Raw genomic sequence first — 23,742 nt, 5'->3', positions numbered from 1 at the left:
CAGGCCCGAGAGGGCCGGAGGCGTCAGGGATCAAAGCCGGATGGCCGCGATTCGGCACGAAGCGCGGGGCGCAGCCCGCGAGCCCGACGGCAGCACGCCGGGACGCATGGATGATTGAATTACCACCCTCTCATCTTGAAAATTCGGCCGCGATCGCCCTCATCGTGCAGCGTGACGACGATTTCGCCTGCTGTAAAAACAGGGGCATCATCTTCTGCACGTACAGGCAAATCTGAGTCGATCAGCGTGATGACCGGCTGCAATCCCAAATCTGCATAGCGACGTACAACCGTCAGCAAATTCTCTTTCTTGCGGTCATCCAGCGACTCCAACACTCCGTCGTGATACACAAAGCGTGGGAACTTCTCGCTCAGGTGTGCTCGCAGCACGGCCATATCGAAAGCGACACACAGCAGCTTGCGGTATGTGTGCCCCAGGTCAGCACTGGTGGCGTTGCCCGATCCATCAAGAATTTCCGCTTTGAAGTCCAGGTGACCTACCTGGTTGATCGCCACGCTCAACAGTGCCTTGCGATCAATGACTTCCTCAACAATTTCGCTGAAGAAAACGCGGATCGTGGAGAACGGGCTTGCCTGATCCGAGTTCTGCTTATCCACGTCGGCTTCGATCCGCGCTTGCAAATGGTCGCGCTCTTCCGTCAAGGATCGAATCTCAGCGCGCAACTCCTGGAGGCGATGCAAGTGGCCTTTCTGGTGCTCCAACGATGTGATGTCCGCGCGCAACGTCACCATCTCATCCGAGAGCTGTTTGTACTTGGTGAAAACATCCGTTCCGCTCAGGAAGGAGAGCATTTCCGAGCGCTTTTTTCCTAGCGCATTCAATTCTGCATTCACCCGCTTCAGCTCACCTTCGATTTCCGCGAACTCCTCTTGGAGATAGCCACGGCGCTCATCCGTGATGGCCCGATTGAAAGCAATCAACTGCTGGAAATCTTTCTTGATCTGCCCCTGGAACAACACGCCGGCTTCGCCAAACAACCTCTGCGCCTCATCGGGACTGAAAAGGATTTGATCTTCCTGCAACGATGCTTGCACCTTCTTCCTGTTTTGACTCAAGGAATAACGTTCCGAATTCAGCGCGGCAATTCGCTCATCGACTTCATCAACCACCTTTTTGGTGCGATCTTTGTCTTGGGCGCGAAAATCGAAAGCATCCAACAGCACTTGCTTCTTCTCTGCGTCTTTTTGCTTGAGCAGAAGAATGCCTTCAATTTTGCTGATGTCCTCGACCGAGCCTCCTAGTTCATTTTTGATGGTTTGCGCTGTCTCCTGCTTTTTGGCGAGTTCGTGCTCTTTCGCATAGTGGTCAGCGATCAGCTTGGCATCGAAGCCCAGAAGATGTGCAAGGAATGGCTTCCAGTCGGCGTGTTTAGAGGCGAACTTGCGAAGTTGGAAAACTTCACGAAAATCCTCTTGCGAACGCAGCAGGTAACCAAGCGCTTTCCGGTACGACCACGGCTTGAGAGCACGCCAGTCGAGCAGGCCGTCAAGCAGTTCGCGTGCGCGTTCAAAAGGAACGTCCCGATGTCCCCATTCCGCGAGCGCCAAAGCCGACAAGTCCTGGTGGCCTGCTTCATGCTGCTTGAAGGCAATCTTGGTTGCGTCTTCTACGCTGCGTCGGATCGTGATGAAAGAGCCGTCTTCCAGTTCAATTTCAAGGAAAAAAACGAAATCCTTGAACAAGTCAAAATGCTTGAAGAGGAAGAACTTAGGGTCTTTGCCTGCCAGGAAGCAAAAATCCAAAAGACGCCCCAGCGTGGTCTTCCCAAGATTATGGGTGTCCTTGTTTCGATTCTCCGGCAGACGAATTTCAGCCATGACGACGTTCAGCCCAGGAGCAAAGTCCACGGGCTCGAACACATCCGGCTTGTTTGAATAGAGTTTAGATAGCTTCATTTGGCCCCACATATTCCACTGCGTCAGTCTTGGGGCGATATTCAACTAAGCCCATCAAATAGAGAAAGTTGAGCGCGGGCAGGAAAAGTACATCGCCACCCACGACGTGCTTCTTCGCAAATTTGCGCAGCACATCGTATTCATCGACACGACGATCTTTCAGTCGTGACAGGAGCAGCAGAGAAACATTAATAACTGTGCGATCAGGATGTGAGTGTTTGGTTGGCCGCAGCATCATCCACCTCCCCAATGTCACAATTCCAATACATGTAGAAAAGAATGGCTCGCGTCAGTCGCTTGTGCGCGTGCTGCCGAAGAACCGGGTCACGATTGAACAGCAGATCTACCAGATACTCCATGACCTCGTCGAAGGTCTGGTAGTCCTTGCGCTTCGCAAGAATCTTGAGCTGAAACTCATCGACCACAGATTCGTACATGCGCAGCAATTCGATATTCTCTGGCGCAGCAAGAAACGTGCGAATTTGCGCCGTTTCCTTCAGGTATTTTCGCCTCTGCTCCTTTGCGTACGCTGCCGTCATATTGTTCAGCGTGTTCTTTTCCTCATACGTCACACGTACGGTGGGTGGGTCGTCGAGTAACGCCGTCAAACCATCCTTCTGCCGTGCTAGCGCCTGGACAACCTCTGCAAGATCATCTGGACTAACAATCAACGGCGAGTCCACCGCATCCAAATTCGCCTCCTGGGCCACCTCTGGAAAGCGTTTCAGCCAAAGTTCCAGTTGTTCCAGGCCGCAAAGATAGATAGACGAAGCAGGGACGCCGCATTCGGCGGCGATGTGGTCACGGATTTCCGTCTCGGAATTGCCGGTCAGGCGGCGATTCGCAAACAGCATGTAGTGGTCGAGTTGCTTGGCCTCGCGCAGCTTCTTGATGCGTGGTACTTCTTTGCCGACCACCGTATTGCTGCTAGACGTGCTGTAGAAGTCCAGTTCCGAAAAACTGCGGTTGTACCCGTTGGTATGCTTGGCCTGAACGATGACTGTGCCTACCCACGGGGCTGTCTTGCTAGGATGCAGCTCGGCCGTGCCGACGAATTTTGCGTCACGCCCGCCATCCGGCCCTTTTGCGAATCCCTGAACGGCGATACCGAGCAAGCGTTGGCACAAGAGCACGATCAGCACCTCGAACTGATCGTCGCTCAAATCTTCATAAGCAAACTTCATTCTCCCCATCCCCCTCTATGCAGGCCCCATCGACTCATGCAGCAACCGTAATGCACGCCGAATGAGTACGCCGCGCAGGCTGCACCACAATCTCCACACGCTGGTCCAGTGACACCAGTGCCTGCATCAGCCGTTCCAGTGAAATGTTCTGGAGCTTGTAGCGGCGGACTTGGGACACTTTCGGTTGAGTCATGCCCGTGATCGCCGCAGCCTCCGTCTGGCTCAGGCCGCGATGGTCAATCAATTCATTGAGCTTGAGCGCGAGCGCTGCCTTTGCCGAAAGCTCTTCAGCATCGTCAAAGCCCAAATCTCGCAGCACGTTGTCAGTGCCTTGCGAATGGTCACTACGCTTCATCGTTTATCTCCCGCTCGTCTTGTGACGGGCCAGCACGGCCTTCAACCGCTTCTCGATCAGTTCCACGTCCGGCTGCGGCGTGGCGATGCCGGACTTGGACTTCTTCTGGAACGCATGTAGTACATGTACCGCATCGCCCATCTTCACTGTATAGACCGCCCGGAAAGTATCGCTCCGATGGTCTTCCACCAATTCGTACACACCGGAGCCCAACCCCCTCCAGGGCTTGGCCGAATGTGGTGTGCTGCCCAACTGAACGATGAACAACGCCACACCCATGTCCTTCTGTACATCGACGGGAAACTCCTTGAAGTCCTTCTTCGAGGAGCCTTCCCAGTACAGCAGCTTGCGTTTCTGAACCATGATTATATCCGTTCGGGTATGAATCGCAAGAAGTTGGCTTAAGTAGCTGCTGTTTCCACCGGATCAGTTCGCCTCGCGCCAGTGATGGCTTGGCGTCGGCTGGCCACCAGTTCGGCCGCATCGCGCACCGGCTTGTCCTCGGTGTGGACGTAGTGCATGAACATCGCCACGGTCTTGTGGCCCGTTAGCTTCATGCCTACTTTGGTGGGTACGCCCGAATTGGCAATGTCGGTCGTCGAGCGGTGGCGGATGCCGTGCGTGCCGACGTGTGGCACGCCGGCGGCCTTGAGCACCCGGCACCAGCCGCCATAGTGCTCGCCAAAAGTCAGGTGCTTGTCGGGGTTGTGGGGCGAAGGCAGGACATAGGGGCAGCCTTCCCGACGCGGAGCTGTCGAAAGCAGCCGATAGGCTTCCGCACTCATGGGCTTGGACATGCCGCCGGTCTTGCTGTCGGGCCAAACCACGCGGCGGTTCTCGAAGTCCAGCCAAGTCCATTCGAGCGGGCAGACTTCGGAGCGACGCGCGGCAAACTCAAATTGCAGCCGGATCGCCAGCGGGATGACGTAGTTCTCCAATCCTTCGGCCTCCAGCTTGTCCAGGTGGCGGTAGATCAGCGCCAGTTCGCCGTCCACGATGAGCCGGGTTTCCTTGCCCGGCGGAAACATCGGGACATGGCGGCACGGGTTGGTGCCGTCCGGGCGGTAGCCCCACACCTCGGCCAGATTGAACATCTTGCGCAGTACGCCGAATGCCTTATTTGCCTCGGTCGGCTTGTACGAGAGCTTTTCCATCAGCCCGGCAATGTCGGGGCGCTTCACATCAAGCACCTTCTTGCGGCCCAGCAATGGGATGATGCAGCGGTCGATGACGCCCTGATAGCCTTCCTGCGTGCTGGGCTTGTTGCGCTTCTTGGAGTAGTCCTCCATGAACTTCTTGCACAACTCCGCGATGGTGGGGGCCTTGCGCGCCTCGGTCTTGGCACCGCCGGGATCGCCACCCCGGCGAACCTCGGCCAGCCAGTCCTGGGCCATAACGCGGGCTTGCTCGACGGTCAGCTCCCCAAACAGGCCCAAGGCGGGTTTGCGGCGCTCCCCGGCATTCGTGCGGTACTGGAGCATGAACACCCGGCGACCCGCCGGGGTGATCTTGCACAGGAAGCCAGGCACCACGGTATCCCGCAGTTCGACCGCCTGCGCCTGGGGCTGCGCCGACTCCACAGCGGTCTTGGTGAGTTTGATCTTGGCCATGATGACTCCTCGGAAAGACCCGTTTCCAAGAGCCACATGGGAGCCATGAGAGTGGAAGCAGGGTCAGGTTTCAGAAAGCACCGGCATATGATGGACGCGCGTAAGTTATTGATAAACCTGCTGTATCCAGCTTCAGCGCAGTCCAGCGAAGTGCCAGGCTGGAGTCATCGTGAAATAAAAAAATTGCCCTCGAGGAGGGCAGTCTGGAAAGCAAACCGAACGCGGTTGCGGTCAGGTCAGCGACCCAACTCGAACGTCACATCCAGGTTGATCGACAAAGTGCTCTCGCCCGGGGCGACCTGGGTGTCCATCTCGGCCTTGGCCGAGCGCATGGAGGCGGCCATCATCATCGGACGCACGCCGCCGCCGCTGCGGCCTTCGGAGATGCTGACGATGCGGCGCACCTTCAGGCCCAGTGACTTGGCATAGGTGTCGGCGCGGGCCTGGGCCTTCTTCAGCGCGGCCACGCGGGCCTCGTCGTAGGCCGGTTCGGGCTGGTCGACCGAGAAGCTGGGGCCGTTGATGTCGTTGGCGCCCTGGGCGACCAGCGCGTCCAGCACCTTGCCCAGGCGCGAGATGTCGCGGACCTTGAGGCTGACGGTGTTGCTGGCCTGGTAGCCGTTGATCTTGGGCGCCTCGTTTTCCTTGTAGGTGTACTGCGGGCTGAGGTTGATGCCGGTGGTCTGCACGTCCTTGTCGGCGATGCCGGCGGCCTTGATCGCGGCCATGACCTTGCTCATCTGTTCAGCGTTCTGGCGCATGGCGGCGTTGCCGTCGGCGGCCTGGGTAACCACGCCGGCAGACAGCGTGGCGATGTCCGGTATGCGCTTGGCGTCCGCTTCGGCCGACACGTTGAGCAGGGTGCCGTCGTTGGGAATGGTGTAGCTCGGAGCGGTCTGGGCGTGGGCGGTCATGGCGGTTCCGGCAGCGATGGACAGGGCCAGCAACAACGGTTTGAGGGTGGTACGCATGAGATCTCCTTGTCTGTAGGGGAAGCGTGTTGCCGGTTCGATGAACATGTTGTGAGTCGAACGCGACCACTGCCGCCCGGATCGGCAAGCGGGCGGGGAGGGGCAACAGGTATGCTGGACGGATGCTCTATCTCGCCTCCCGGTCGCCGCGCCGGCAAGAACTGCTGCAACGCTTGGATGTGCCTTTCCAGACCCTGCAACTGGACGTGCCCGAACTGCGCGCGCCCGACGAATCGCCTGCGCAATACGTGCAGCGCGTTGCGCTGGACAAGGCGCGTGCCGGCCTGGCGCAGGTGCAGGCCAGCGACCCCGATGCGATCGTGCTCGGCTCCGATACCGAGGTGGTGCTGGGCGAGCGGGTGTTCGGCAAGCCGGCCGATGCGGACGATGCGATCGCCATGCTGAGCCTGCTGTCCGGGCGTACCCACCAGGTGCTCACGGCAGTGGTTCTAGTCTGCGCACAACGCGCGCCGGTGCAGGCCCTGGTGGTGTCGGAGGTGACCTTCGCGACGCTCGATGCTGCGCAGATTGCCGCGTACGTGGCGTGCGGCGAGCCCATGGGCAAGGCCGGCGCGTATGCGATTCAAGGCCGCGCCGAACGTTTTATCAGCCATCTGTCCGGCAGCTATTCCGGTGTGATGGGATTGCCGCTGTTTCACACCTCGCAGTTGCTCACAGCCTTCGGAGCGCATTGATGTCGGAAGAGATCTTGGTCAACGTCACCCCGCGCGAAACCCGCGTCGCGGTGATCGAGAACGGCATGCTGCAGGAGCTGCATATCGAGCGCGGCTGGCGCCGGGGCGTGGTCGGCAATATCTACAAGGGGAAGGTGCAGCGGGTGATGCCGGGCATGCAGGCGGCATTTGTCGAGCTGGGTCTGGAGCGCGCGGCGTTCCTGCACGCCAACGACGTGGTGCGCCCGGTGCCGGCACCGGCCAGCGTGGTCGATACCGAGGAGACCCCGATCCCGCCGCCGCCGGCGGCGGCGGTGCCGATCGTGGAGCTGCTGCGCGACGGCCAGGAGATCGTGGTGCAGGTGGTCAAGGACCCGATCGGCACCAAGGGCGCGCGGCTGACCACGCAGATCAGCATCCCTTCGCGCTACCTGGTGCTGCTGCCGCAATCCAAGATCGTCGGGGTGTCGGCGCGGATCGAGGACGAGGCCGAGCGGCTGCGCCTGAAGACCATCGTCAGCGAGGTCTCGGCCCAGCACGGCGGCTTCGGCTACATCATCCGCACCAACGCCGAAGGCCAGCCGGCCGAGGCGCTGGCCGAGGACATCGCCTACCTGTCGCGGGTCTGGAACGTGGTCGAGCGACGCGGCCGCGAGGCGCCGCCGTGCAGCATCATCTACGAGGACCTGAGCCTGCCGTTGCGTGCGGTGCGCGATCTGATCCGCCGCGACGTGGAAAAGGTCAAGGTCGACTCCAACGAGACCTTCGTGCAGCTGCAGGCGTTCGTGGCCAAGTACATGCCGGTGCTGGCCGAGCGGCTGGAGCCGTATACCGGCGACCGGCCGATCTTCGACCTGTATGGGGTCGAGGACGAGATCGGGCGCGCGTTGAACAAGCAGGTGCCGCTCAAGTCCGGCGGCTACCTGGTGATCGACCAGACCGAGGCGATGACCACCATCGACGTCAACACCGGTTCGTTCGTCGGCCAGCGCAACCTCGAGGAAACCGTGTTCCGCACCAACCTGGAGGCCGCGCAGGCGGTGGCGCGGCAGCTGCGGCTGCGCAACCTGGGCGGCATCATCATCATCGACTTTATCGACATGGACGACGCGGAGCATCGCCGCCAGGTGCTGCGCACGCTGGAAAAGGCGCTGGCGCGCGACCATGCCAAGACCACCGTCTACGAATTCTCGCCGCTGGGCCTGGTCGAGATGACCCGCAAGCGCACCGTCGAAAGCCTGGAGCGGCAGCTGTCGGAGACCTGCGGCCAGTGCAGCGGGCGCGGCACCATCAAGACCGCCGAGACGGTGACCTACGAGATCTTCCGCGAGATCACCCGCGCGGTGCGCCAGTTCGATGCCGCGCGGCTGCTGGTGATCGCCTCGTCGAAGGTCGTCGCCCGCATCACCGACGAGGAGTCGGCCGCGGTGGCCGAGCTGGAGGAATTCCTCGGCAAGAGCATCCGCTTCCAGTCCGACGACCAGTATCTGCAGGAGCAGTTCGATGTGGTGCTGTTGTGAGTTCGGGATTGGGGAGTCGGGATTCGGGATTGGTCAACGCCGGCCCAGGTAGCGTGGCTTGGTCCGATAATGGCGCTTGAAGGCACAGTGCGCGGCCTTGCTTTGACCAATCCCCAATCTCCAATGCCCAATCCCCACCCCTGATGCCCACCCCGCTGCGCCGCCGTCTCCGTCTGTTTCGCCGCTATGCGATCACCGCCACTGCGCTTGCGCTGGTGGCGATCGCGTTGCTGGTGGGTGCGGCCAGCCAGGCGTTGCCGTTGGCCGAGCAGCGGCCGCAGCAGATCGCCGCGTGGCTGAGCCAGCGCGCCGGCCAGCCGATCGCCTTCGATCGCCTGCAGACCGAATGGACCCGGCGCGGCCCGTTGCTGCGGCTGGATGGCCTGCGGATCGGCCCGCATGGCGAGGTGCGCGTGGGCCAGGCCGAAATCCTGCTGGCGATGTATGCCGGCCTGTTGCCCGGCCACTCGCTGACCGAGGTGCGTCTGCGTGGCCTGGCGCTGACGCTGCAACGTAGCGACGATGGCGTGTGGTCGGTGCAGGGCCTGCCGGCCGGGCGGCGTTCGGACCCGTTGGAAGCGCTGCGCCGGCTCGGCGAGATCCAGGTGGCCGAGGCGCGCCTGCGGGTGGCCGCGCCGTCGCTCGGCGTGGACACCACACTGCCGCGCATCGACCTGCGCCTGCGCGTCAACGGCTCGACCGTGAAGGTCGGCAGCCGCGCTTGGAGCGACCTGCAGCGCGCGCCGTTGACCACGGTGATCGCGTTCGATCGCGACAGCGGCGACGGCAGCGCCTATGCGCAAGCCGACCCGGCCGATCTGGCCGCCTGGGCGCCGTTGCTGCAGTTCGGCGGCATACGCGTGGACGGCGGTCGCGGACGCCTGCAGGCCTGGGCGCAACTGCGCGCGCGCCGGATCACTGCAGTCGTCGTGGATGCCGATCTGCGGCAACTGCGATTGTCCGGCGCGGCATTGCCCGAGCAGACCGCACGCCGCACGCTGGCGTGGGAGCGGCTGCAGGCGCGCGCGCGCTGGCAGGCCATCGACGGCGGCTGGCGGATGGATGCGCCGCTGTTGCGGTTGGGCCAGGCGGCCAGGCTGCAGCGGCTGGACGGGCTGAGCGTTGCCGGCGGGCGCCGTTATGCGGTGGTGGGCAAACACCTCGATGTCTCGGGCCTGATCGCGGCGGCCGCCTTGAGCGAGCAACTATCGCCCGGCCTGCGGCGCTGGCTGAGCCTGTCCCGGCCGCAGGTGCGCCTGGCCGATCTGCAGATCGCTGGCGAGCAGGGTGGGGCGGTGCGGGCGCAGGGCCGGATCGAGGAGCTGGGCTTCCTGCCGGTGGGCAACGCGCCTGGCATCAGCGGTCTGCGTGGCCGGATCGATGGCGATGCGCAGGCGATTCAGCTCGACCCCGCACCGGATGCCACGCTGCGCTTCGACTGGCCGACCGGCTTTGGGGTGGTACACGAGTTGCAGCTGGCCGGCAGCATCGTGGGCTGGCGCGACGGTGCCGGCTGGCAGGTCGCCACGCCGGCGTTGCGCGTGCAGGCCAAGGACTATGGCGCCAGCGTGCGCGGCGGGCTGTGGTTCCAGAACGATGGCAGCCGCCCGCGCATCCAGCTGGCCACGCAACTGGACGATGTCGCCTTGCCGGTGGCACGCAAGTTCTGGATCCGCTCCAAGATGAGCAAAGCGGCCATCGACTGGCTGGACACGGCGGTTGCCGGTGGCGTGATCACCGGCGGCACCGGCCTGGTCAGCGGCGATCTGGACGACTGGCCGTTCGACAACAACGACGGCCGGTTCGAGGCCTTCGGCCAGATCCGCGACGGCGTGATCCCGTTCAATCCGGACTGGCCGGCAATGGAGCAGGTGCAGGCCGATCTGCGCTTCATCGGCAACGGATTTTCCCTGCAGGGCAAGGGCGAGCTGGCCGGCGCGCCGATCGCGTCCCTGGAGGCCGGCATTCCCAGCTTCGCCGCCTCCGAGCTCTACGTGCGCGCCTCCACCCGGGCCGACGCCGCGCAGCTGCTGGGCATGCTGCGCAAGAGCCCGCTGGAGCAGCGCTACGGCGACACCTTACGCAATCTCACCGTGTCCGGCCCGGCAGCGGTGAGCTTCGATCTGCTGCGCCCGTTACGCAGCAAGGGCGTGGGCGGCCATCTGCAAGGCACGGTCGCATTGCAGGGCGCCAGGCTGGCCGATGCGCGCTGGAACCTAGCCTTCGATCAGGTGAACGGGCAGGCCCAGTACCGCGACACCGGCTTTGCCGCCGAACGCCTGAGCGTGCAGCACCAGGGCCGCAGCGGCGAGTTGTCGTTGCGCGCCGGTGGCTTCGTGCAGGACCCCGAACAGGCCTTCGAGGCGCGCTTCGGCGCCACCCTGGATGCCAAGGAATTGTTCGATCGCGCGCCGCAGATGGAATGGTTGCGCCCCTACGTGCATGGCAGCGCACCGTGGCAGGTGGGCGTGGACGTGCCGCTGCCGTCGCCGGGGCGGGCGGACGCGCAGGCATTGCTGACGCTGCGCTCGCAGCTGGTCGGCACCACCCTGGATCTGCCCGCACCGTTGGACAAGGCGGCCACGCAGCCGCTGGACACGCAGGTCAAGGTGGCCTTGCCGGTGGGCGATGGCGACATCGACGTGGCCTTCGGCAAGCTGGTCGCGCTCAAGGCCAGCAGCCACGGCAACCAGACCGGCGTGCGCGTGGTGATGGGCACCGACACGGTCACCGAGCGTCCGCCCGCCAACGGCCTGGTGGTCACCGGCCGCACCGCCTCGCTGGATGCGATCGACTGGATCAGCCTGGCGCGCGGCAGCAGCGAGCCGGACATGCCGCCGCTGCCGGGCCAGCCAGCAGCACCCAAGCAGGACGCCGTGCCATTGCAGCAGGTGGATGTGCAGGCCGACCGGTTGCTGATGATCGGCGGGGTGTTCCCGCAGACGCGCCTGCGCCTGCGGCCGACCCGCGACGCGGTCGCGGTGACCCTGGACGGCCCATCGCTGGCCGGCCAGCTCAGCGTGCCCAATGCCGATGGCGCCGCCGTGCAGGGCAAGCTGAGCACGGTGCACTGGCAGCCGGTGGCCGCAGCGGCCGAGCCGGCCGCGCCCGAGCCGGGCGATCCGCTGGCTGGTGCCTTGCCGGAACCGGCGCGCCGCGCGGTGGCCGAGTTCGACCCGGTCTCGATCCCGCCGCTGTCGCTGGATATCGACGACCTGCAGGTCGGCAAGATGACCCTGGGCGCGGCCACCCTGCGCAGCAGCCGGCTGACCGACGGCATGCAGGTGGACCAGCTGCAGCTGCGCTCCAACGACCAGAATATCGGCCTGACCGGCGCCTGGCGCGGCAAGGGCGATTCCGCCAGCACCCGGCTGTCGGCGCGGGTGGACAGCCGCAATCTCGGCAACCTGCTGCAGAACCTCACCCTGGGCGGCCAGCTGCGCGGCGGCGAAGGGCAGCTGGAACTCAATGCCGGCTGGCAGGGCTCGCCGACCGGGTTTGCGCTCGGTTCGCTGGACGGCGATCTGAAGATCGACGTGCGCAACGGCCAGCTGCTGGAAGTGGACCCGGGCGCCGGTCGCGTGCTCGGCCTGCTCAGCGTGGCGCAGTTGCCGCGCCGGTTGATGTTCGACTTCCGCGATTTCTTCTCCAAGGGGCTGGCCTTCAACAAGCTGGACGGCCAGGTGCGCTTCGGCGACGGCTTCGCGCGCACCGATGCGATCCGCATCGAAGGCCCGGCCGCCGACATCGCCATCCGGGGGCAGACCGACCTACGTGCGCAGACCTTCGACCAGACCGTGGACGTCAACCCCAAGGCCGGCAATCTGCTCACGGTGGTCGGCGCCGTGGCCGGCGGCCCGGTCGGTGCGGCGGTAGGCGCGGCCGCCAATGCGGTGCTCGGCAAGCCGCTGGGGGCGATCGGCGCCAAGACCTATCACGTCACCGGGCCGTGGAAGGATCCGCAGGTGGACGTGGTGGAACGCGAAGTGCGCGAGCGCGCGCCGGGCAAGCCGCCTGCAGCAGACACGCCAACGGCAACTCCAGGCACGCCCGGTCGGTCGCCACGCTGACGCGCCCGATTGCGGGCGCGCTGGCGAGCGTCGGTGCTGGTCGTCGCGGGCGCTCAGGTCTTACCGCAAGTCGATCGAACGCGGCACGCGCGCCAGCCGGCAAGCTGCGCGCACTGATGCACTCAGTCGACTGAACTGTCGCCGTCGCTGTCGGCGCGTACGAACATCGGCAGACGCAGGCGCGAGCGGTGGCCCTGCACCGGCGCCTGATCGGCACCGGCGACGCCACGGAAATAGCCGCGTTGCCATTTCTCGCGCGCGGCGGCCGATTGCGCATCCGGCAGTTCCTGCAGAAACTGCGTGCGGCTGCGCGTCCAGTCGGCATGCTGTTGCGCCAGTTGCGGCGCCTCGGACAAGGGCTTCCACTGCGGCTGCACCTGTTCGATCAGGTGTCGCGGCAGCGGGAACAGATGGCAGAACGGCTCGCCGGCCGCGAAGCGCACCTTCCCGGGCCGGGTGAACTTCCAGTTCATGGTGAAGGTGTACGGGCTCCAGTCGGTTTCGACCATGCCGCTCAGCGCGCCGATGCCGTCCTTGGGCCGGTTCAAGGGCCCGGTGACGAACAGATCCATGCCGGTATCGGTGCGAAACAGGCAGGGCACGTGGAAGGTCAGCACGCCGTAGCCGAAGTGGCTGATCGCCGGTGACGCGGCGCCGGCATCGACGCTGATCCGGATCGCATCCAGACCCTCGCGCCCGTCCCAGCTGGCCTCGAAACCGGCCTGGCACAACAGCTCCCAGCCATGCGCATTGGCGATCGCCAGCGGCAGGCAGCGGTACGCATAACGCTGGTCGGTGGCGTCCATCCAGTCGCGCTCGTGCGGGGCGGGGCGGATGTCCAGCGTATGGCCATCCAGGACGTGGGCAGTGAGCTTCATGCGCGGGCGTCGGCGTGGCGATGGGCCTGCGATGATAGCCGTGCCGCATGTTCAGCCGAACGACTTGTCTCCCCGGCGCGCGGGCCCCATCCTGACCGCATGACCGATAACGCTCTCACTCTGGCCGAAACCCGGCTGCTGCTTCCTTCCGGCCTGGACACCGGCCATCTCGACCGCACCTTCGGCGCCCTGCTGGGCCCGGGCATCGACTTCGGCGACCTGTATTTCCAGCATTCGCGGCGCGAGAGCTGGAGCGTGGAAGACGGCATCGTCAAGGACGGTGCGCATTCCATCGAACAAGGCGTGGGCGTGCGCGCGATTGCCGGCGAGAAGACCGGCTTCGCCTATTCCGACGACATCCAGCGCGACGCCTTGCTGGAGGCGGCGCAGTCCGCGCGCGCGATCTCGCGCGAGGGCGGCGCGCAATCCACCCGTTCGCTGGTGCGCGGCAACGGCCGCGCGCTGTATCCGGCGACCGACCCGATCGACGACATGGACAGCGCGACCAAGGTCGAGTTGTTGCGCCGTATCGATCAGTACGTGCGCGCTGCCGACCCGCGCGTCAAGCAGGTGATGGTGAGCCTGTCCGGCGGTGTGGACACGGTACTGATCGCGCGCAGCGACGGCGTGCTCGCCGCCGACGTGCGCCCGCTGGTGCGCCTGAACGTGCAGGTGATCGTCGAGCAGGGCGGGCGGCGCGAGTCCGGTTACTCCGGCGGCGGCGGCCGTTACGGCTATGCCGAACTGTTCGCCGATGGTCGCCCGGAAGGCTTCGCCCGCGAAGCGCTGCGTCAGGCGCTGGTCAACCTGGATGCGATTCCGGCACCAGCCGGCGTGATGCCGGTGGTGCTCGGCCCGGGCTGGCCCGGGGTGCTGCTGCACGAGGCGGTAGGGCATGGCCTGGAAGGCGACTTCAACCGCAAGGGCACCAGCGTCTACGCCGGCCGCATCGGCGAGCGCGTGGCATCAAAGGGCGTGACCATCGTCGATGACGGCACCCTGGATGGCCGTCGCGGCTCGCTCAATATCGACGACGAGGGCACACCCACCCAGTGCACCACGCTGATCGACGACGGCGTACTGGTCGGCTACATGCAGGACACCCACAACGCGCGCCTGATGGGCGTGGCGCCGACCGGCAACGGCCGGCGCGAATCGTTCGCGCACCTGACCATGCCGCGCATGACCAACACCTACATGCGCGCCGGCCAGCACGATCCGCAGGAAATGATCCGCTCGGTGAAAAAGGGCATCTACGCGGTCAACTTCGGCGGCGGCCAGGTCGACATCACCAGCGGCAAGTACGTGTTCTCGGCCACCGAGGCCTACCTGATCGAAGACGGCAAGGTCACCGCGCCGGTCAAGGGTGCCACGTTGATCGGCAACGGCCCGGAGACCATGCAGAAGGTGCGCATGATCGGCAACGACCTGGCGCTGGATGAAGGCGTGGGCGTGTGCGGCAAGGACGGGCAGAGCGTGCCGGTCGGCGTCGGCCAGCCGTCGCTGCTGATCGACGGCATCACCGTTGGCGGAACGCAGGCCTGAGATGCGGGGATTCGGGAATCGGGAATCGGGAATCGCAACAGCGGGGACTGCGGGGTGTGGTGGGTTCCGCTTGGGTGATTGTCCGTTTCTGCGGGAACTCAGGAAGCGGGATTCGGGGTTGGCAACGGCCGGGATGGCCGTTGCGGGGCTGGATGGATCGGGCGGAGCCTTATTCGTCGCCTTCCGACGCCGATTCGTCGTCTTCCGATGCCGATTCCCCACTCTCCAATCCCTGCTCCTGAGACAATTCCCTCAATACCTGGAACAGCTCGCGGTAGGCGCGCGGCGGCTTGTTCTTGGCCCGCTCGTGAATGGCGTTGCGCACCAGTTGACGCAGTTGCTGGCGGTCGGCCGCCGGGTAGGCTTCCAGCAGCTCGGCCAGCGCCACGTCGCCTTCGGCGAGCAGGCGTTCGCGCCAGCGCTCGACGCGGTGGATCGCGGCCACTTCGCGGCGCGCGGTGTCGCTGTTGGCATCCAGCGCATCGCGGATCGCGGCCAGCGTTTGATCGTCCTCGCGGCGCATGTGCTTGGCCAGAAACGCCAGCTGGCGCTTGTGCGCGATATGCGAGGTGATGCGCTTGCTCTCTTCGATATGCGGGATCAGCGATTCTGGCACCGGCAACTTGGCCAGCTGCGCGGGGGTGAGCGCCACCAGCTTTTCGCCCAGGTCGAAAATTTCCAGCGCCTCGCGCCGCTGCTGGCTGCGGCTGGCGCCGCGAAATTCACCGGTATCTTCGTCGCGTCCGCGCATTGCCAATACATCCCAAAACAGACTGATTAAAAATTCTGGCCATGCCGGCCAGCTCTTGCGCAGGGACCCGCTATCAGGTCACTCGCACCATGAGACTAGGATAAAGCATTGAACGCACTCTCCTCCGAAACACGTGTCCACGACGACAGCCTGCAGCGCCTGGACGCGCTTACCGACATCGCGCAGCGCCTGCTCGAGCGCGCCCGTGCGGCCGGCGCCACCCAGGCCGAAGTGAGCTGCAGCGAGGAGCGCGGCCTGGACGTCAACGTGCGCCTGGGCGATGTGGAGACGGTGGAATCCACCCGCGACCGCGGCATTGCGGTCACCGTGTACTTCGGCAAGCGCAAGGGCAGCGCCAGCACCGCCGATCTGCAGGATTCCAGTCTGGAATCGACCGTCGCCCAGGCCTGCGCCATCGCCCGTTACACCGAGGACGACGTCGCTGCCGGCCTGGCCGACCCGGAGCTGATGGCGCGCGACTTCCCCGAGCTGGACAGCTGGCACCCGTGGGCGTTGGACGCCGACACCGCAGTGGATCTGGCGCTGGCCTGCGAGAGCGCCGGGCGCGATGCCGATGCGCGCATCAGCAACTCCGACGGCGCCTCGGCCAGCACCGGGCTCAGCCTGTCGGTGTATGCCAACTCGCACGGTTTCATCGGTCGCGAGCGCGGCACCCATCATTCGATCAGCTGCGCGCTGATCGCCGGCCAGGGCGACGGCATGCAGCGCGATGGCTGGTACAGCAGTGCCCTCGCACGCGAAGACCTGGAGGCCCCGGAAGCGATCGGCCGCCACGCTGCCGAACGCACCCTGGCGCGGCTGCAGCCACGCTCGCTGCCGACCGGTCAGCTGCCGGTGCTGTTCGCGCCGGAGGTGGCGCGCTCGCTGGTCGGGCATCTGCTCGGCGCGGTCTCCGGCGGTGCGCTGTATCGCCGCGCCAGTTTTCTGCTCGACAGTGTCGGCAGCAAACTGTTCCCGGACTGGTTCAATATCGAAGAACTGCCGCATCTGCGGCGCGGACTGCGTTCGGCCGCGTTCGACGGCGAAGGCGTGGCGACGCGGCATTCGGCATTGATCAGCGACGGCGTGCTGCAGCGTTACGTGTTGGGCAGCTACTCGGCGCGCAAGCTGGGCCTGCAGACCACCGCCAACGCCGGCGGCGTGCACAACCTGCAGGTCAGCGCAAATGCCGGCGACCTGGCTTCGCTGGTTGCCGGCATGTCGCGCGGCCTGCTGGTCACCGAGCTGATGGGCAACGGCGTCAATCCGGTGACCGGCGATTATTCGCGTGGCGCCGGTGGCTTCTGGATCGAGAACGGCATGATCGCCTATCCGGTCGACGGGCTGACCATCGCCGGCAATCTGCGCGAGATGTTCGCCGGCATCGAGGCGGTCGGCAACGATGTCGATCCGCGCTCGCACGTCAAGATCGGCTCGGTGCTGCTCAACCGCATGACGGTGGCAGGCGACAGCTGAGCGCAGCTGGCCGGGCTGCTGCGCCCGCCACCCGGCGCGCGCGCATCTTGCCGCTCTGCCTGGCGGCAGTGGCCGTGCGCCGCCGAGACCATGTCTTCCCGCACTGGTGGCTGGCTGAATCGTTGCTATAGTCCGCCGCACCACAACCATGCATGGGGAGAGATGATGAGCGAACTCGAGTCACACGCCGTACCGCCACCGCCGCCGATCGGGACCAGTACGCCGTCGGAGGAGCGCACCCTGGCGCTGGCCGCGCACCTGCTCGGCATCCTCACGTCCTTCATCGGCGCGCTGGTGATCTGGCTGATCAGCAAGGACGCCAGCCCGTCCAAGCCGTTCGCCACCGATCAGGCCAAGGAAGCGTTGAATTTCCAGATCACCGTGATCATTGCCTATGTGGCTGCGGTGATCCTGACCATCGTGTCGTTCGGCATCCTGTTCTTCGTGCCGACGCTGGTGTGGATCGCCAACTTGGTGCTGTGCATCCTGGCCGCGGTCAAGGCCAATAACGGCGAGCACTACCGCTATCCGTTCACGCTGCGCCTGATCAAGTAATCCGGCGCGGTGCAAATGACAAAGGCCCGGCAGCGATGCCGGGCCTTCGTCGTTTCAGACGATGATGCGATCAGTTTTGCGCCGGGGTGTTCTCGGCGAAGTACTCGTGGCTGTCGGCATTGGTGATCGCCTGGGCCGGGTTGCTGATCGCCAGGCTGCGCGCGCCGGACTGGCCGTAGACACGGTCCTGGGTGCCGGCGACGACCGTGAAGTGGCTGGTCTCGTGCACCAGCGTTCCGGCCTTGGAGTCGGTGCCGGTTGTCGACGCACTCCAGAACGCATTGCAGACATGGATCTCGTACGGCTGGTTTGGATAGACGTAGGCGAAGGAGTCCGCCAGATCCGCTTCGCAGCTGCAGTTGATCGTCAGCTGGCCGTTGTTCTGGTCCAGTGCGTTGTCGATGTTGACGAAGTTCGAGCTGACCCGGCTGTAGCGCGAGGCGTTGTAGGCGCCGAACCAGGTGGTGTAACGCGCTCCGGTGCTGCCGGCATTGAGGTAGTTGCGCGCGTTCTGCGAGTAATTACGCGCGGCGGTGACGGCACTGGCGGCCTGATTGGTGCGGGTGGTGCTGCAGTTGAGGTAGTTGATGCCATTAACCACCGCGGTCGGACCGATTGCGAGCTGGCGCTGCACGCCGCGACGCGCGCCGTCCAGCCAGACGGTGAGCGGCGTGCTGGTGGCCACGGCCGGCTGGCCGTTGGCCGCCTTCATCAGACTGCCGTCTGACAGCGAGGCGTATTGCAGCGACGAACGGACCTGGATGGTGTAGTTGCCACTGGTCGACAGATCGTAGGCGCCGGCCAGATCGACCTCTCCCTTGACGCTCTGGCCGGGCTTGAGGATGGTGAAGTCTGCCGCCTTGGGCAGGCCGCGCTTGACCAGGCGTCCGGTGTAGGTCACCGGCACGCCATCGCGGCTCACTTCCAGGATGCCGTTATCCAGCGTCTGCAGCGGCAGCTGATAGGTCGGCACGCGGGCGATCTGGCTGCCGTTGTTGGTGACGGTCACCGCGATCTTGCCCTGGTGTCGCCCGGCCTGATCGGCGACCGGCGCCAGTTCGATGGTCAACGGGACCGGGCCGCGCACGGACTGTGCCTGCGCCGAACCGAGCACGCCAACAACGGCCAGCGTGCCTGCTGCAAACGATGCGAGAAAAACGTTCTTCACCAGTGACTCTCCATGTGGTCGGGGGATGTCCGCGGACGCGGGCAGGTCAACCTAGGCAGAGCGAGCAGACGCAACAAGAGAATCGATTGATGCTGTTTTTGGCCTGCCGGTGGCCACTCAATGACAAATGCGGACACCGATGGAGACAAATCGGCAGAAAAATGTGAATTCTTCCACGCTTTTTGATCAATCTATGAAAATCTTCCTGTGAAAAATGTTTGGGAAGAAAATTTACGTTCTGTGACATAGCGCAGTGCTTGCAGGGCGGTGCGCCATCACCGCACCGTGCGCTGGCGCACGGTGTGCGCAAAAAGCGGCGCGATCGTCTGATCGATGCAGGTGTCGAAGTGCGCGACAGAATGCGGTGCGAGTCCGCCGCGAGCGCGGGAGATGCGGTGGCCAGGCCATCGATTGCCTGAAAACCCTGGTCGTCGTCGTGGCCGCAGGCCGCTGGCGAATCGTCGGCCGGTCTGTGGTGCTTGCGCGGGCAGGGCGCTGCCTTCGCGTCGGTCACCTGTTGGTCGGCTGGCCGTCGCGCTGATCGACCACGCGCGGACGGCGCTGCTCATGCCGGCCGGTGACTGCCCGTGCGGCGATGTCTTCACCTAATCTGGCACCAGGCATCGGCACGAGGGGCACGGCGCGGCGGCACGGTAGCTCGAACGAACGCGGCGCCCTAGTGCGCGCGGTCCACCGCAAACCGGCCCAGTGTCGCCAGCGTGTCGCCGGGCGGGCCGTAGGGCTGCAGGATGTCGTGCATGCGTGTGGCCAGCTCGGCCAGTTTGGCTTTGGCGCCGTCCATTCCGAGCAGGGCGGGATAGGTGGATTTGGCTTGTGCGGCGTCCTTGCCGGCGGTCTTGCCCAGCTGCGCCGAGCTCGACTCCACATCCAGGATGTCGTCGCGGACCTGGAACGCCAAGCCCAGCGCATCGGCAAACGCATCCAGGCGCTGCTGATCGTCGGCTGCGGCTGCGCCGGCGAGCGCGCCCATGCGCACTGCGGCACGGATCAGCGCGCCGGTCTTGAGGGCGTGCATGCGCTCGAGATCGGGCAGCGATTGCAACCGGCCGGTGGCGTCGATATCCAGCGCCTGGCCGCCGCACATGCCGGCAGCGCCTGCGGCGGTGGCCAGACTCTGCAGCCAGCCGACCCGCAGCTCCGCACTGACCGGGGCCGCAGCCAGCAGCTCGAAGGCGCGCGTCTGCAGCGCGTCGCCGGCCAGGATCGCGGTGGCTTCGTCGAAGGCGATATGCACGGTGGGCTGGCCGCGACGCAAGGCATCGTCGTCCATTGCCGGCAAGTCGTCGTGCACCAGCGAATAGGCGTGGATCAGCTCCACCGCCACCGCGGGCGTGTCCAGGCTGTCCTCGTCGGCGCCGAACAGCGCGCCGGCCGCATACACCAGCAGCGGACGCATGCGCTTGCCGCCGCCCAGCACCGCGTGCCGCATCGCGGCGTGCAGTCGCTGCGGCGCCAACAAGGGGCTTGGCAGACAGGCCTCCAGGCTGCGTTCGGTGCGGCCGATCCAGTGTTCGAACAACGCCGAACTCACCTCAGCCGCCGTCCTGCGACGGCGCCTGGAAGTCTTCGGCCAGATCGGGGCGCGCGGGGTCGGTCAGCATGCGCACGCGCAGTTCGGCCTGTTCCAGTGCCTGCTGGCAGTCGCGGTACAGGCCGATGCCGCGCTCGTAGGCGGTGAGCGATTGCTCCAGGCTCTGGTCGCCGACTTCCATCTTCTGCACCAGTTGCTCGAGTTCTTCCAGCGACTGTTCGAAGCGGGCGACCGGGGAGGTTTCGTTCAAGGATTTTTTGACCATCGTCAAAGTGTGCGGCGCGCAGGCAGGCGGGTCAATTCGCATTGGCGTGGTCGCGCCACTGCAAGGACGCGCCATGTGCGCGCAGCCAGTCGCTCAATGCCGCCGAGACGATGTGGTCGCCGGCTGCCAGCACCTGGTCGCCGGCCCACAGCACCGGCAGGCGCGCGCGTTGCCAGGGCGGTAGATCCAGCGCCTGCAGCAGGTGCTTGAGCCGATGCGCATGCGCGCGTTGCGGCAACACGATGCGTTCGCCACCCCGGCGTGCGCGCACCAGCAGCGGTTGCGCGAAGCGCAGGCCGGGTGCGCCCTGCAACTGCAGGCATGCGCCGTCCGGCAGCGGCAGCGGGGTGGCGCCATCCCAGCTGGTCTGCCATGACGCCGGCCACGCGGTATGCGAACGCAGCAGGTACAGGCACTGGCGCCAGCGCCGCACCTGCACCTGTTGCCAGGCAAAGCAGGCCTGCCGATCCGGCGCGTCGTCGTCGATTTCCCGCTCCAGTGCGGCCACGCCGTGCGCAGGCAGCGGTGGCGCCTGCGCTGCAGCCACCCAGGCGCGCAGCAGCCGCGGCCAACGTGTTGCCGGCTGCGCACGCAACACTTGCAGATCCAGTGCGCCGGCGGAGGTCAGCAGATCAGGCAGTAGTGCGCAGTCTTCTTGCAGCAGCAGGTCGCTGGCATCGGCGCTCAGCTGCGCGCTGCGCGCCAGTGCCTCGGCGGCCTGTGGCCAACGCTGCTGCAGTACGGGCATCAGCCGGGTACGCAGGAAGTTGCGGTCGTGGCGGGCGTCGGCATTGCTGGGGTCTTCGATCCACTGCAGGCGATGTGCCTGCGCATACGCCTGCACCTCGGCGCGCGCGTGATGCAGCAAGGGACGCCACAGCATGCCGGCGGCGAAAGGACGCTGCGCGCGCATCGCGGCCAAGCCGTCCGGGCCGGAAGCGCGCAGTGCGCGCAGCAGGAAGGTTTCGGCCTGATCGTCGCGATGGTGCGCCAGCGCCAGCCATTCGCCCGGCGCCAGCGCGGCGGCAAATGCGGCGTGGCGTGCGTGGCGTGCCGCTGCTTCCAGCCCCAGGCCGCTGTCGCGCGCGACCTGCACGTGCGCGACCTGCAATGGAACTCGCAAGGCATCGCACTGGCGCTGGCAATGCGCGGCCCAGGCGTCGGCATCGGCATGCAGGCCATGATGCACATGCACCGCACGCAGCCCCGTGTCGCGGTAACGCGGTGTCGCTGCCAGCAGATGCAGCAAGACGCTCGAATCCACGCCGCCGCTGTAGGCGACCAGCACCGGGGCGGGCGGCGGTGCGGGTTGCGGCAATCCGGTCATCGCCGCAGCGAGCTTGCTGCGACGCTGCATCCGGACGCGGGCGGCGAGGTATGACTCGCCGGTGCCGCCACTCGCGCTCCGCGCAGCCGGCCCATCAGCGCTTGGCCGCAGTCTCGAACGTTGCCGACTGCGGCAACTCCACCGGTACGCCGGCGCTGTCGCAGGTGCCGGCCTTGCACAGGCGCTCGCGCAGGCGCGGGGTGGCCTGGACGATGACGTGGTAGATCACGTTCTCTTCCAGCGTGCCGCGGAAGGCCGCGCTGCCCGGGCCGGTGGCCCAGATGCCGACGTCTTCGCCGCCATGGCTTTCGGACTTGGTCGGCACCAGCGATTCCTGCATGTAGCTGGGCGCCTCGGTGTCGACGTGGGTCAGGTCCGGGCGCCCGGCGGCCGGCTCGTTGCTGCTGGGCTCGTGCGGGTACTTCTTGGGGCCGGCCGGCTGCGCGTTGCTGGCGCCGGTGTAGCCGGGGCCGTTGGCGTAGCTCAGCGTGGTGTAGGGCTGGCCGGCCAGGTCAGTGGCCAGTTGGCTGCGGTCGCCTTCCTCGCCGCCGGTACCGCGCACCTTGCCCAGGATCGGGTTGCCGCGCACCGGGTAGCCGACGAAGTTGAGCGTATGCGAATGGTCGGCGGTGACGATGATCAGCGTGTCCGCCGGCGCGGTCTGCACCGCAGTGCGCACCGCGTTGGACAGCGACACGGTTTCGTCGAGCGCACGGTAGGCATTGCCGGCGTGGTTGGCGTGATCGATACGGCCGCCTTCGACCATCAGCACGAAGCCGTTCGGGTCGCGCGACAGCGACTGGATCGCGGTGCGGGTCATCTCGGTCAGGCTGGGCTCGCCTTGCGGAGTGCGATTGCGGTCGTGATCGAACTGCATGTGATCCGGCTCGAACAGGCCCAGCAGCGCGGGCGCGCCGGCGGCCGCTTTCAGCTGTTGTTCGTTCCAGACATAGGCGCCCTGCGGGTGCGCCTGCTTCCACTCGGCGACCAGATCGCGGCCGTCCAGGCGCAGGCCGACCTTGTCGTCGTATTCCGGATCGCGCTCCTGCACGGTCTGGAACTGGCTGCGTCCGCCGCCCAGCACCACCTGCGGGCCACGCCCGAAGCGCGCGCTGGACAGCAGTTGCTGGGCGATGTCCTGGCAGCCGGCAGTGCGGGCGGACTCGGGCAGGTCGGTATCGTTTTCCCAGTTGCGGTCAGGCGAATGCGCATAGGTCGCCGCCGGGGTGGCGTGGGTCAGGCGAGTGGTGGTGACGATGCCGGTGGCCATGCCGGCACTGTCGGCCAGCTGCAGCCAGCTCAGCAGGCCCTTGCCCAGGCTGTCGGCGCAGTCGCTGCGGTTGCCGCTGCTGACGCCGATCGCGCCCATATGCGACTTCACCCCGGTGGTGATCGCGGTCATGGTGCCGGCCGAATCCGGCGTCTGCGAATCGGTGTTGTAGGTCTTGCTGAAAGCGGTGGCGGGGAACTGCTCCCACGACAGCAGGTTCTCTTCGCCCGGCCCGCCCTTGCGCTGGCCATCCAGGATGCGCGCTGCCGCGACCGTGGTCAGGCTCATGCCGTCGCCCAGGAACAGGATCACGTTGCGCGCGCGCCCGGCCATTGCGCCGTTGCCGGCTGCGCGCGCTGCACCAGAGCGGTACCACCATTGCGGCGTCTCGCCGGCGGGATGCGTCACCTGCGGCACCTCCACGCGCACGGCGGCGGGCGCGGATGCGCCGGTGCCGGCGCTGGACGCGCAGGCGGCGATACACAGGGTGGTCAGGGCGGCGAGGGCAGGCAGGCGGTAACGCATCGGCATCGAACTCGTGACTGAATCAGTGCGCATTATGCCGGGATGCCTGGTGTCACACGGATGACACGCCGCTGTTCCAGTCGTGACCTCGCCGGCGGCGCGGGCCTGGGCTATGGTGCATGCACTCTCC

20 protein-coding genes are annotated in these 23,742 nt (G+C 65.7%); 6 read left to right on the top strand and 14 right to left on the bottom strand.

What is annotated here, in order from left to right; translation table 11 throughout:
- Positions 1–119 precede the first annotated feature (119 nt).
- The 7 genes from XarjCFBP7645_RS00175 to XarjCFBP7645_RS00145 all read right to left on the bottom strand — a co-directional run bounded on the left by XarjCFBP7645_RS00175 (position 120) and on the right by XarjCFBP7645_RS00145 (position 6,036).
- Positions 120–1,916 carry a DUF2326 domain-containing protein gene (locus XarjCFBP7645_RS00175; protein WP_047127739.1) on the bottom strand — a complete coding sequence of 599 codons (1,797 nt, stop codon included), beginning with the start codon at positions 1,914–1,916 and terminating at the stop codon, positions 120–122.
- The gene (locus tag XarjCFBP7645_RS00170) at positions 1,903–2,151 is read right to left on the bottom strand and encodes an ABC-three component system middle component 8 (RefSeq protein WP_012249080.1); all 249 of its coding nucleotides are present in this window, start codon (positions 2,149–2,151) and stop codon (positions 1,903–1,905) included. The genes XarjCFBP7645_RS00175 and XarjCFBP7645_RS00170 overlap by 14 nt, the downstream gene beginning before the upstream one ends.
- The gene (locus tag XarjCFBP7645_RS00165; protein ID WP_012249079.1) at positions 2,120–3,100 is read right to left on the bottom strand and encodes an ABC-three component system protein; all 981 of its coding nucleotides are present in this window, start codon (positions 3,098–3,100) and stop codon (positions 2,120–2,122) included. The genes XarjCFBP7645_RS00170 and XarjCFBP7645_RS00165 overlap by 32 nt, the downstream gene beginning before the upstream one ends.
- A gap of 34 nt (positions 3,101–3,134) precedes the next feature.
- On the bottom strand, positions 3,135–3,455 hold the full coding sequence (locus XarjCFBP7645_RS00160; protein WP_012249078.1) for a helix-turn-helix domain-containing protein: 321 nt from the start codon (positions 3,453–3,455) through the stop codon (positions 3,135–3,137).
- Positions 3,456–3,458: 3 nt separating this feature from the next.
- Entirely contained in the window at positions 3,459–3,818 is a 360-nt protein-coding gene (locus XarjCFBP7645_RS00155) for a type II toxin-antitoxin system RelE/ParE family toxin (RefSeq protein WP_012249077.1), read from the bottom strand.
- Between the two features lie 38 nt (positions 3,819–3,856).
- Positions 3,857–5,065, bottom strand: coding sequence for a tyrosine-type recombinase/integrase (locus tag XarjCFBP7645_RS00150; RefSeq protein WP_012249076.1), 1,209 nt, complete (start codon positions 5,063–5,065; stop codon positions 3,857–3,859).
- Positions 5,066–5,301: 236 nt separating this feature from the next.
- Complete coding sequence (locus XarjCFBP7645_RS00145; protein ID WP_024939727.1) at positions 5,302–6,036, bottom strand: SIMPL domain-containing protein; 735 nt, start codon at positions 6,034–6,036, stop codon at positions 5,302–5,304.
- A gap of 122 nt (positions 6,037–6,158) precedes the next feature.
- Here XarjCFBP7645_RS00145 and XarjCFBP7645_RS00140 point away from each other — a divergent pair, with 122 nt between their 5' ends.
- From XarjCFBP7645_RS00140 to XarjCFBP7645_RS00130, 3 genes are all read left to right on the top strand, one after another.
- On the top strand, positions 6,159–6,731 hold the full coding sequence (locus XarjCFBP7645_RS00140) for a Maf-like protein (RefSeq protein WP_104535824.1): 573 nt from the start codon (positions 6,159–6,161) through the stop codon (positions 6,729–6,731).
- The gene (gene rng / locus XarjCFBP7645_RS00135; protein WP_104535823.1) at positions 6,731–8,230 is read left to right on the top strand and encodes a ribonuclease G; all 1,500 of its coding nucleotides are present in this window, start codon (positions 6,731–6,733) and stop codon (positions 8,228–8,230) included. Before XarjCFBP7645_RS00140 ends, rng begins: the two co-directional genes overlap by 1 nt.
- Positions 8,231–8,373: 143 nt before the next feature.
- The gene (locus tag XarjCFBP7645_RS00130; RefSeq protein WP_104535822.1) at positions 8,374–12,300 is read left to right on the top strand and encodes a YhdP family protein; all 3,927 of its coding nucleotides are present in this window, start codon (positions 8,374–8,376) and stop codon (positions 12,298–12,300) included.
- A 122-nt stretch (positions 12,301–12,422) separates the two neighbouring features.
- Here XarjCFBP7645_RS00130 and XarjCFBP7645_RS00125 read toward each other — a convergent pair whose 3' ends face one another.
- Entirely contained in the window at positions 12,423–13,178 is a 756-nt protein-coding gene (locus tag XarjCFBP7645_RS00125) for a DUF6065 family protein (protein WP_104535821.1), read from the bottom strand.
- A 99-nt stretch (positions 13,179–13,277) separates the two neighbouring features.
- Here XarjCFBP7645_RS00125 and tldD point away from each other — a divergent pair, with 99 nt between their 5' ends.
- Positions 13,278–14,723 carry a metalloprotease TldD gene (gene tldD / locus XarjCFBP7645_RS00120; protein ID WP_104535820.1) on the top strand — a complete coding sequence of 482 codons (1,446 nt, stop codon included), beginning with the start codon at positions 13,278–13,280 and terminating at the stop codon, positions 14,721–14,723.
- A gap of 169 nt (positions 14,724–14,892) precedes the next feature.
- On the opposite strand, the gene yjgA is transcribed toward tldD, so the two are convergent.
- Entirely contained in the window at positions 14,893–15,474 is a 582-nt protein-coding gene (gene yjgA / locus XarjCFBP7645_RS00115) for a ribosome biogenesis factor YjgA (protein WP_104535819.1), read from the bottom strand.
- A 108-nt stretch (positions 15,475–15,582) separates the two neighbouring features.
- Here yjgA and pmbA point away from each other — a divergent pair, with 108 nt between their 5' ends.
- Together pmbA and XarjCFBP7645_RS00105 are read left to right on the top strand one after the other, a co-directional pair.
- The gene (pmbA, locus tag XarjCFBP7645_RS00110; protein ID WP_104535818.1) at positions 15,583–16,950 is read left to right on the top strand and encodes a metalloprotease PmbA; all 1,368 of its coding nucleotides are present in this window, start codon (positions 15,583–15,585) and stop codon (positions 16,948–16,950) included.
- A gap of 90 nt (positions 16,951–17,040) precedes the next feature.
- Positions 17,041–17,505: a DUF4870 domain-containing protein gene (locus XarjCFBP7645_RS00105; protein ID WP_181126078.1), complete on the top strand. Its 465-nt coding sequence runs from the start codon at positions 17,041–17,043 to the stop codon at positions 17,503–17,505.
- A 70-nt stretch (positions 17,506–17,575) separates the two neighbouring features.
- On the opposite strand, the gene XarjCFBP7645_RS00100 is transcribed toward XarjCFBP7645_RS00105, so the two are convergent.
- The 5 genes from XarjCFBP7645_RS00100 to XarjCFBP7645_RS00080 form a co-directional block, all read right to left on the bottom strand.
- Positions 17,576–18,673: a M35 family metallo-endopeptidase gene (locus tag XarjCFBP7645_RS00100; RefSeq protein WP_104535816.1), complete on the bottom strand. Its 1,098-nt coding sequence runs from the start codon at positions 18,671–18,673 to the stop codon at positions 17,576–17,578.
- A 676-nt stretch (positions 18,674–19,349) separates the two neighbouring features.
- Positions 19,350–20,225, bottom strand: coding sequence for a polyprenyl synthetase family protein (locus tag XarjCFBP7645_RS00095; protein WP_104535815.1), 876 nt, complete (start codon positions 20,223–20,225; stop codon positions 19,350–19,352).
- 1 nt (position 20,226) lies between these two features.
- Positions 20,227–20,490 (bottom strand): exodeoxyribonuclease VII small subunit, encoded by a 264-nt coding sequence (locus XarjCFBP7645_RS00090; protein ID WP_016903977.1) that lies wholly within the window; start codon positions 20,488–20,490, stop codon positions 20,227–20,229.
- Positions 20,491–20,521: 31 nt separating this feature from the next.
- On the bottom strand, positions 20,522–21,817 hold the full coding sequence (gene tilS / locus XarjCFBP7645_RS00085) for a tRNA lysidine(34) synthetase TilS (RefSeq protein ID WP_104535814.1): 1,296 nt from the start codon (positions 21,815–21,817) through the stop codon (positions 20,522–20,524).
- A gap of 94 nt (positions 21,818–21,911) precedes the next feature.
- Positions 21,912–23,618: an alkaline phosphatase gene (locus XarjCFBP7645_RS00080; protein WP_104535813.1), complete on the bottom strand. Its 1,707-nt coding sequence runs from the start codon at positions 23,616–23,618 to the stop codon at positions 21,912–21,914.
- Positions 23,619–23,742 lie beyond the last annotated feature (124 nt).

This window comes from Xanthomonas arboricola, assembly GCF_002940665.1.
Lineage (GTDB): Bacteria > Pseudomonadota > Gammaproteobacteria > Xanthomonadales > Xanthomonadaceae > Xanthomonas > Xanthomonas arboricola_B.
The sequence above is the reverse complement of the archived record's forward strand: the minus strand, read 5'-3'. Positions and strand labels throughout refer to the sequence as shown.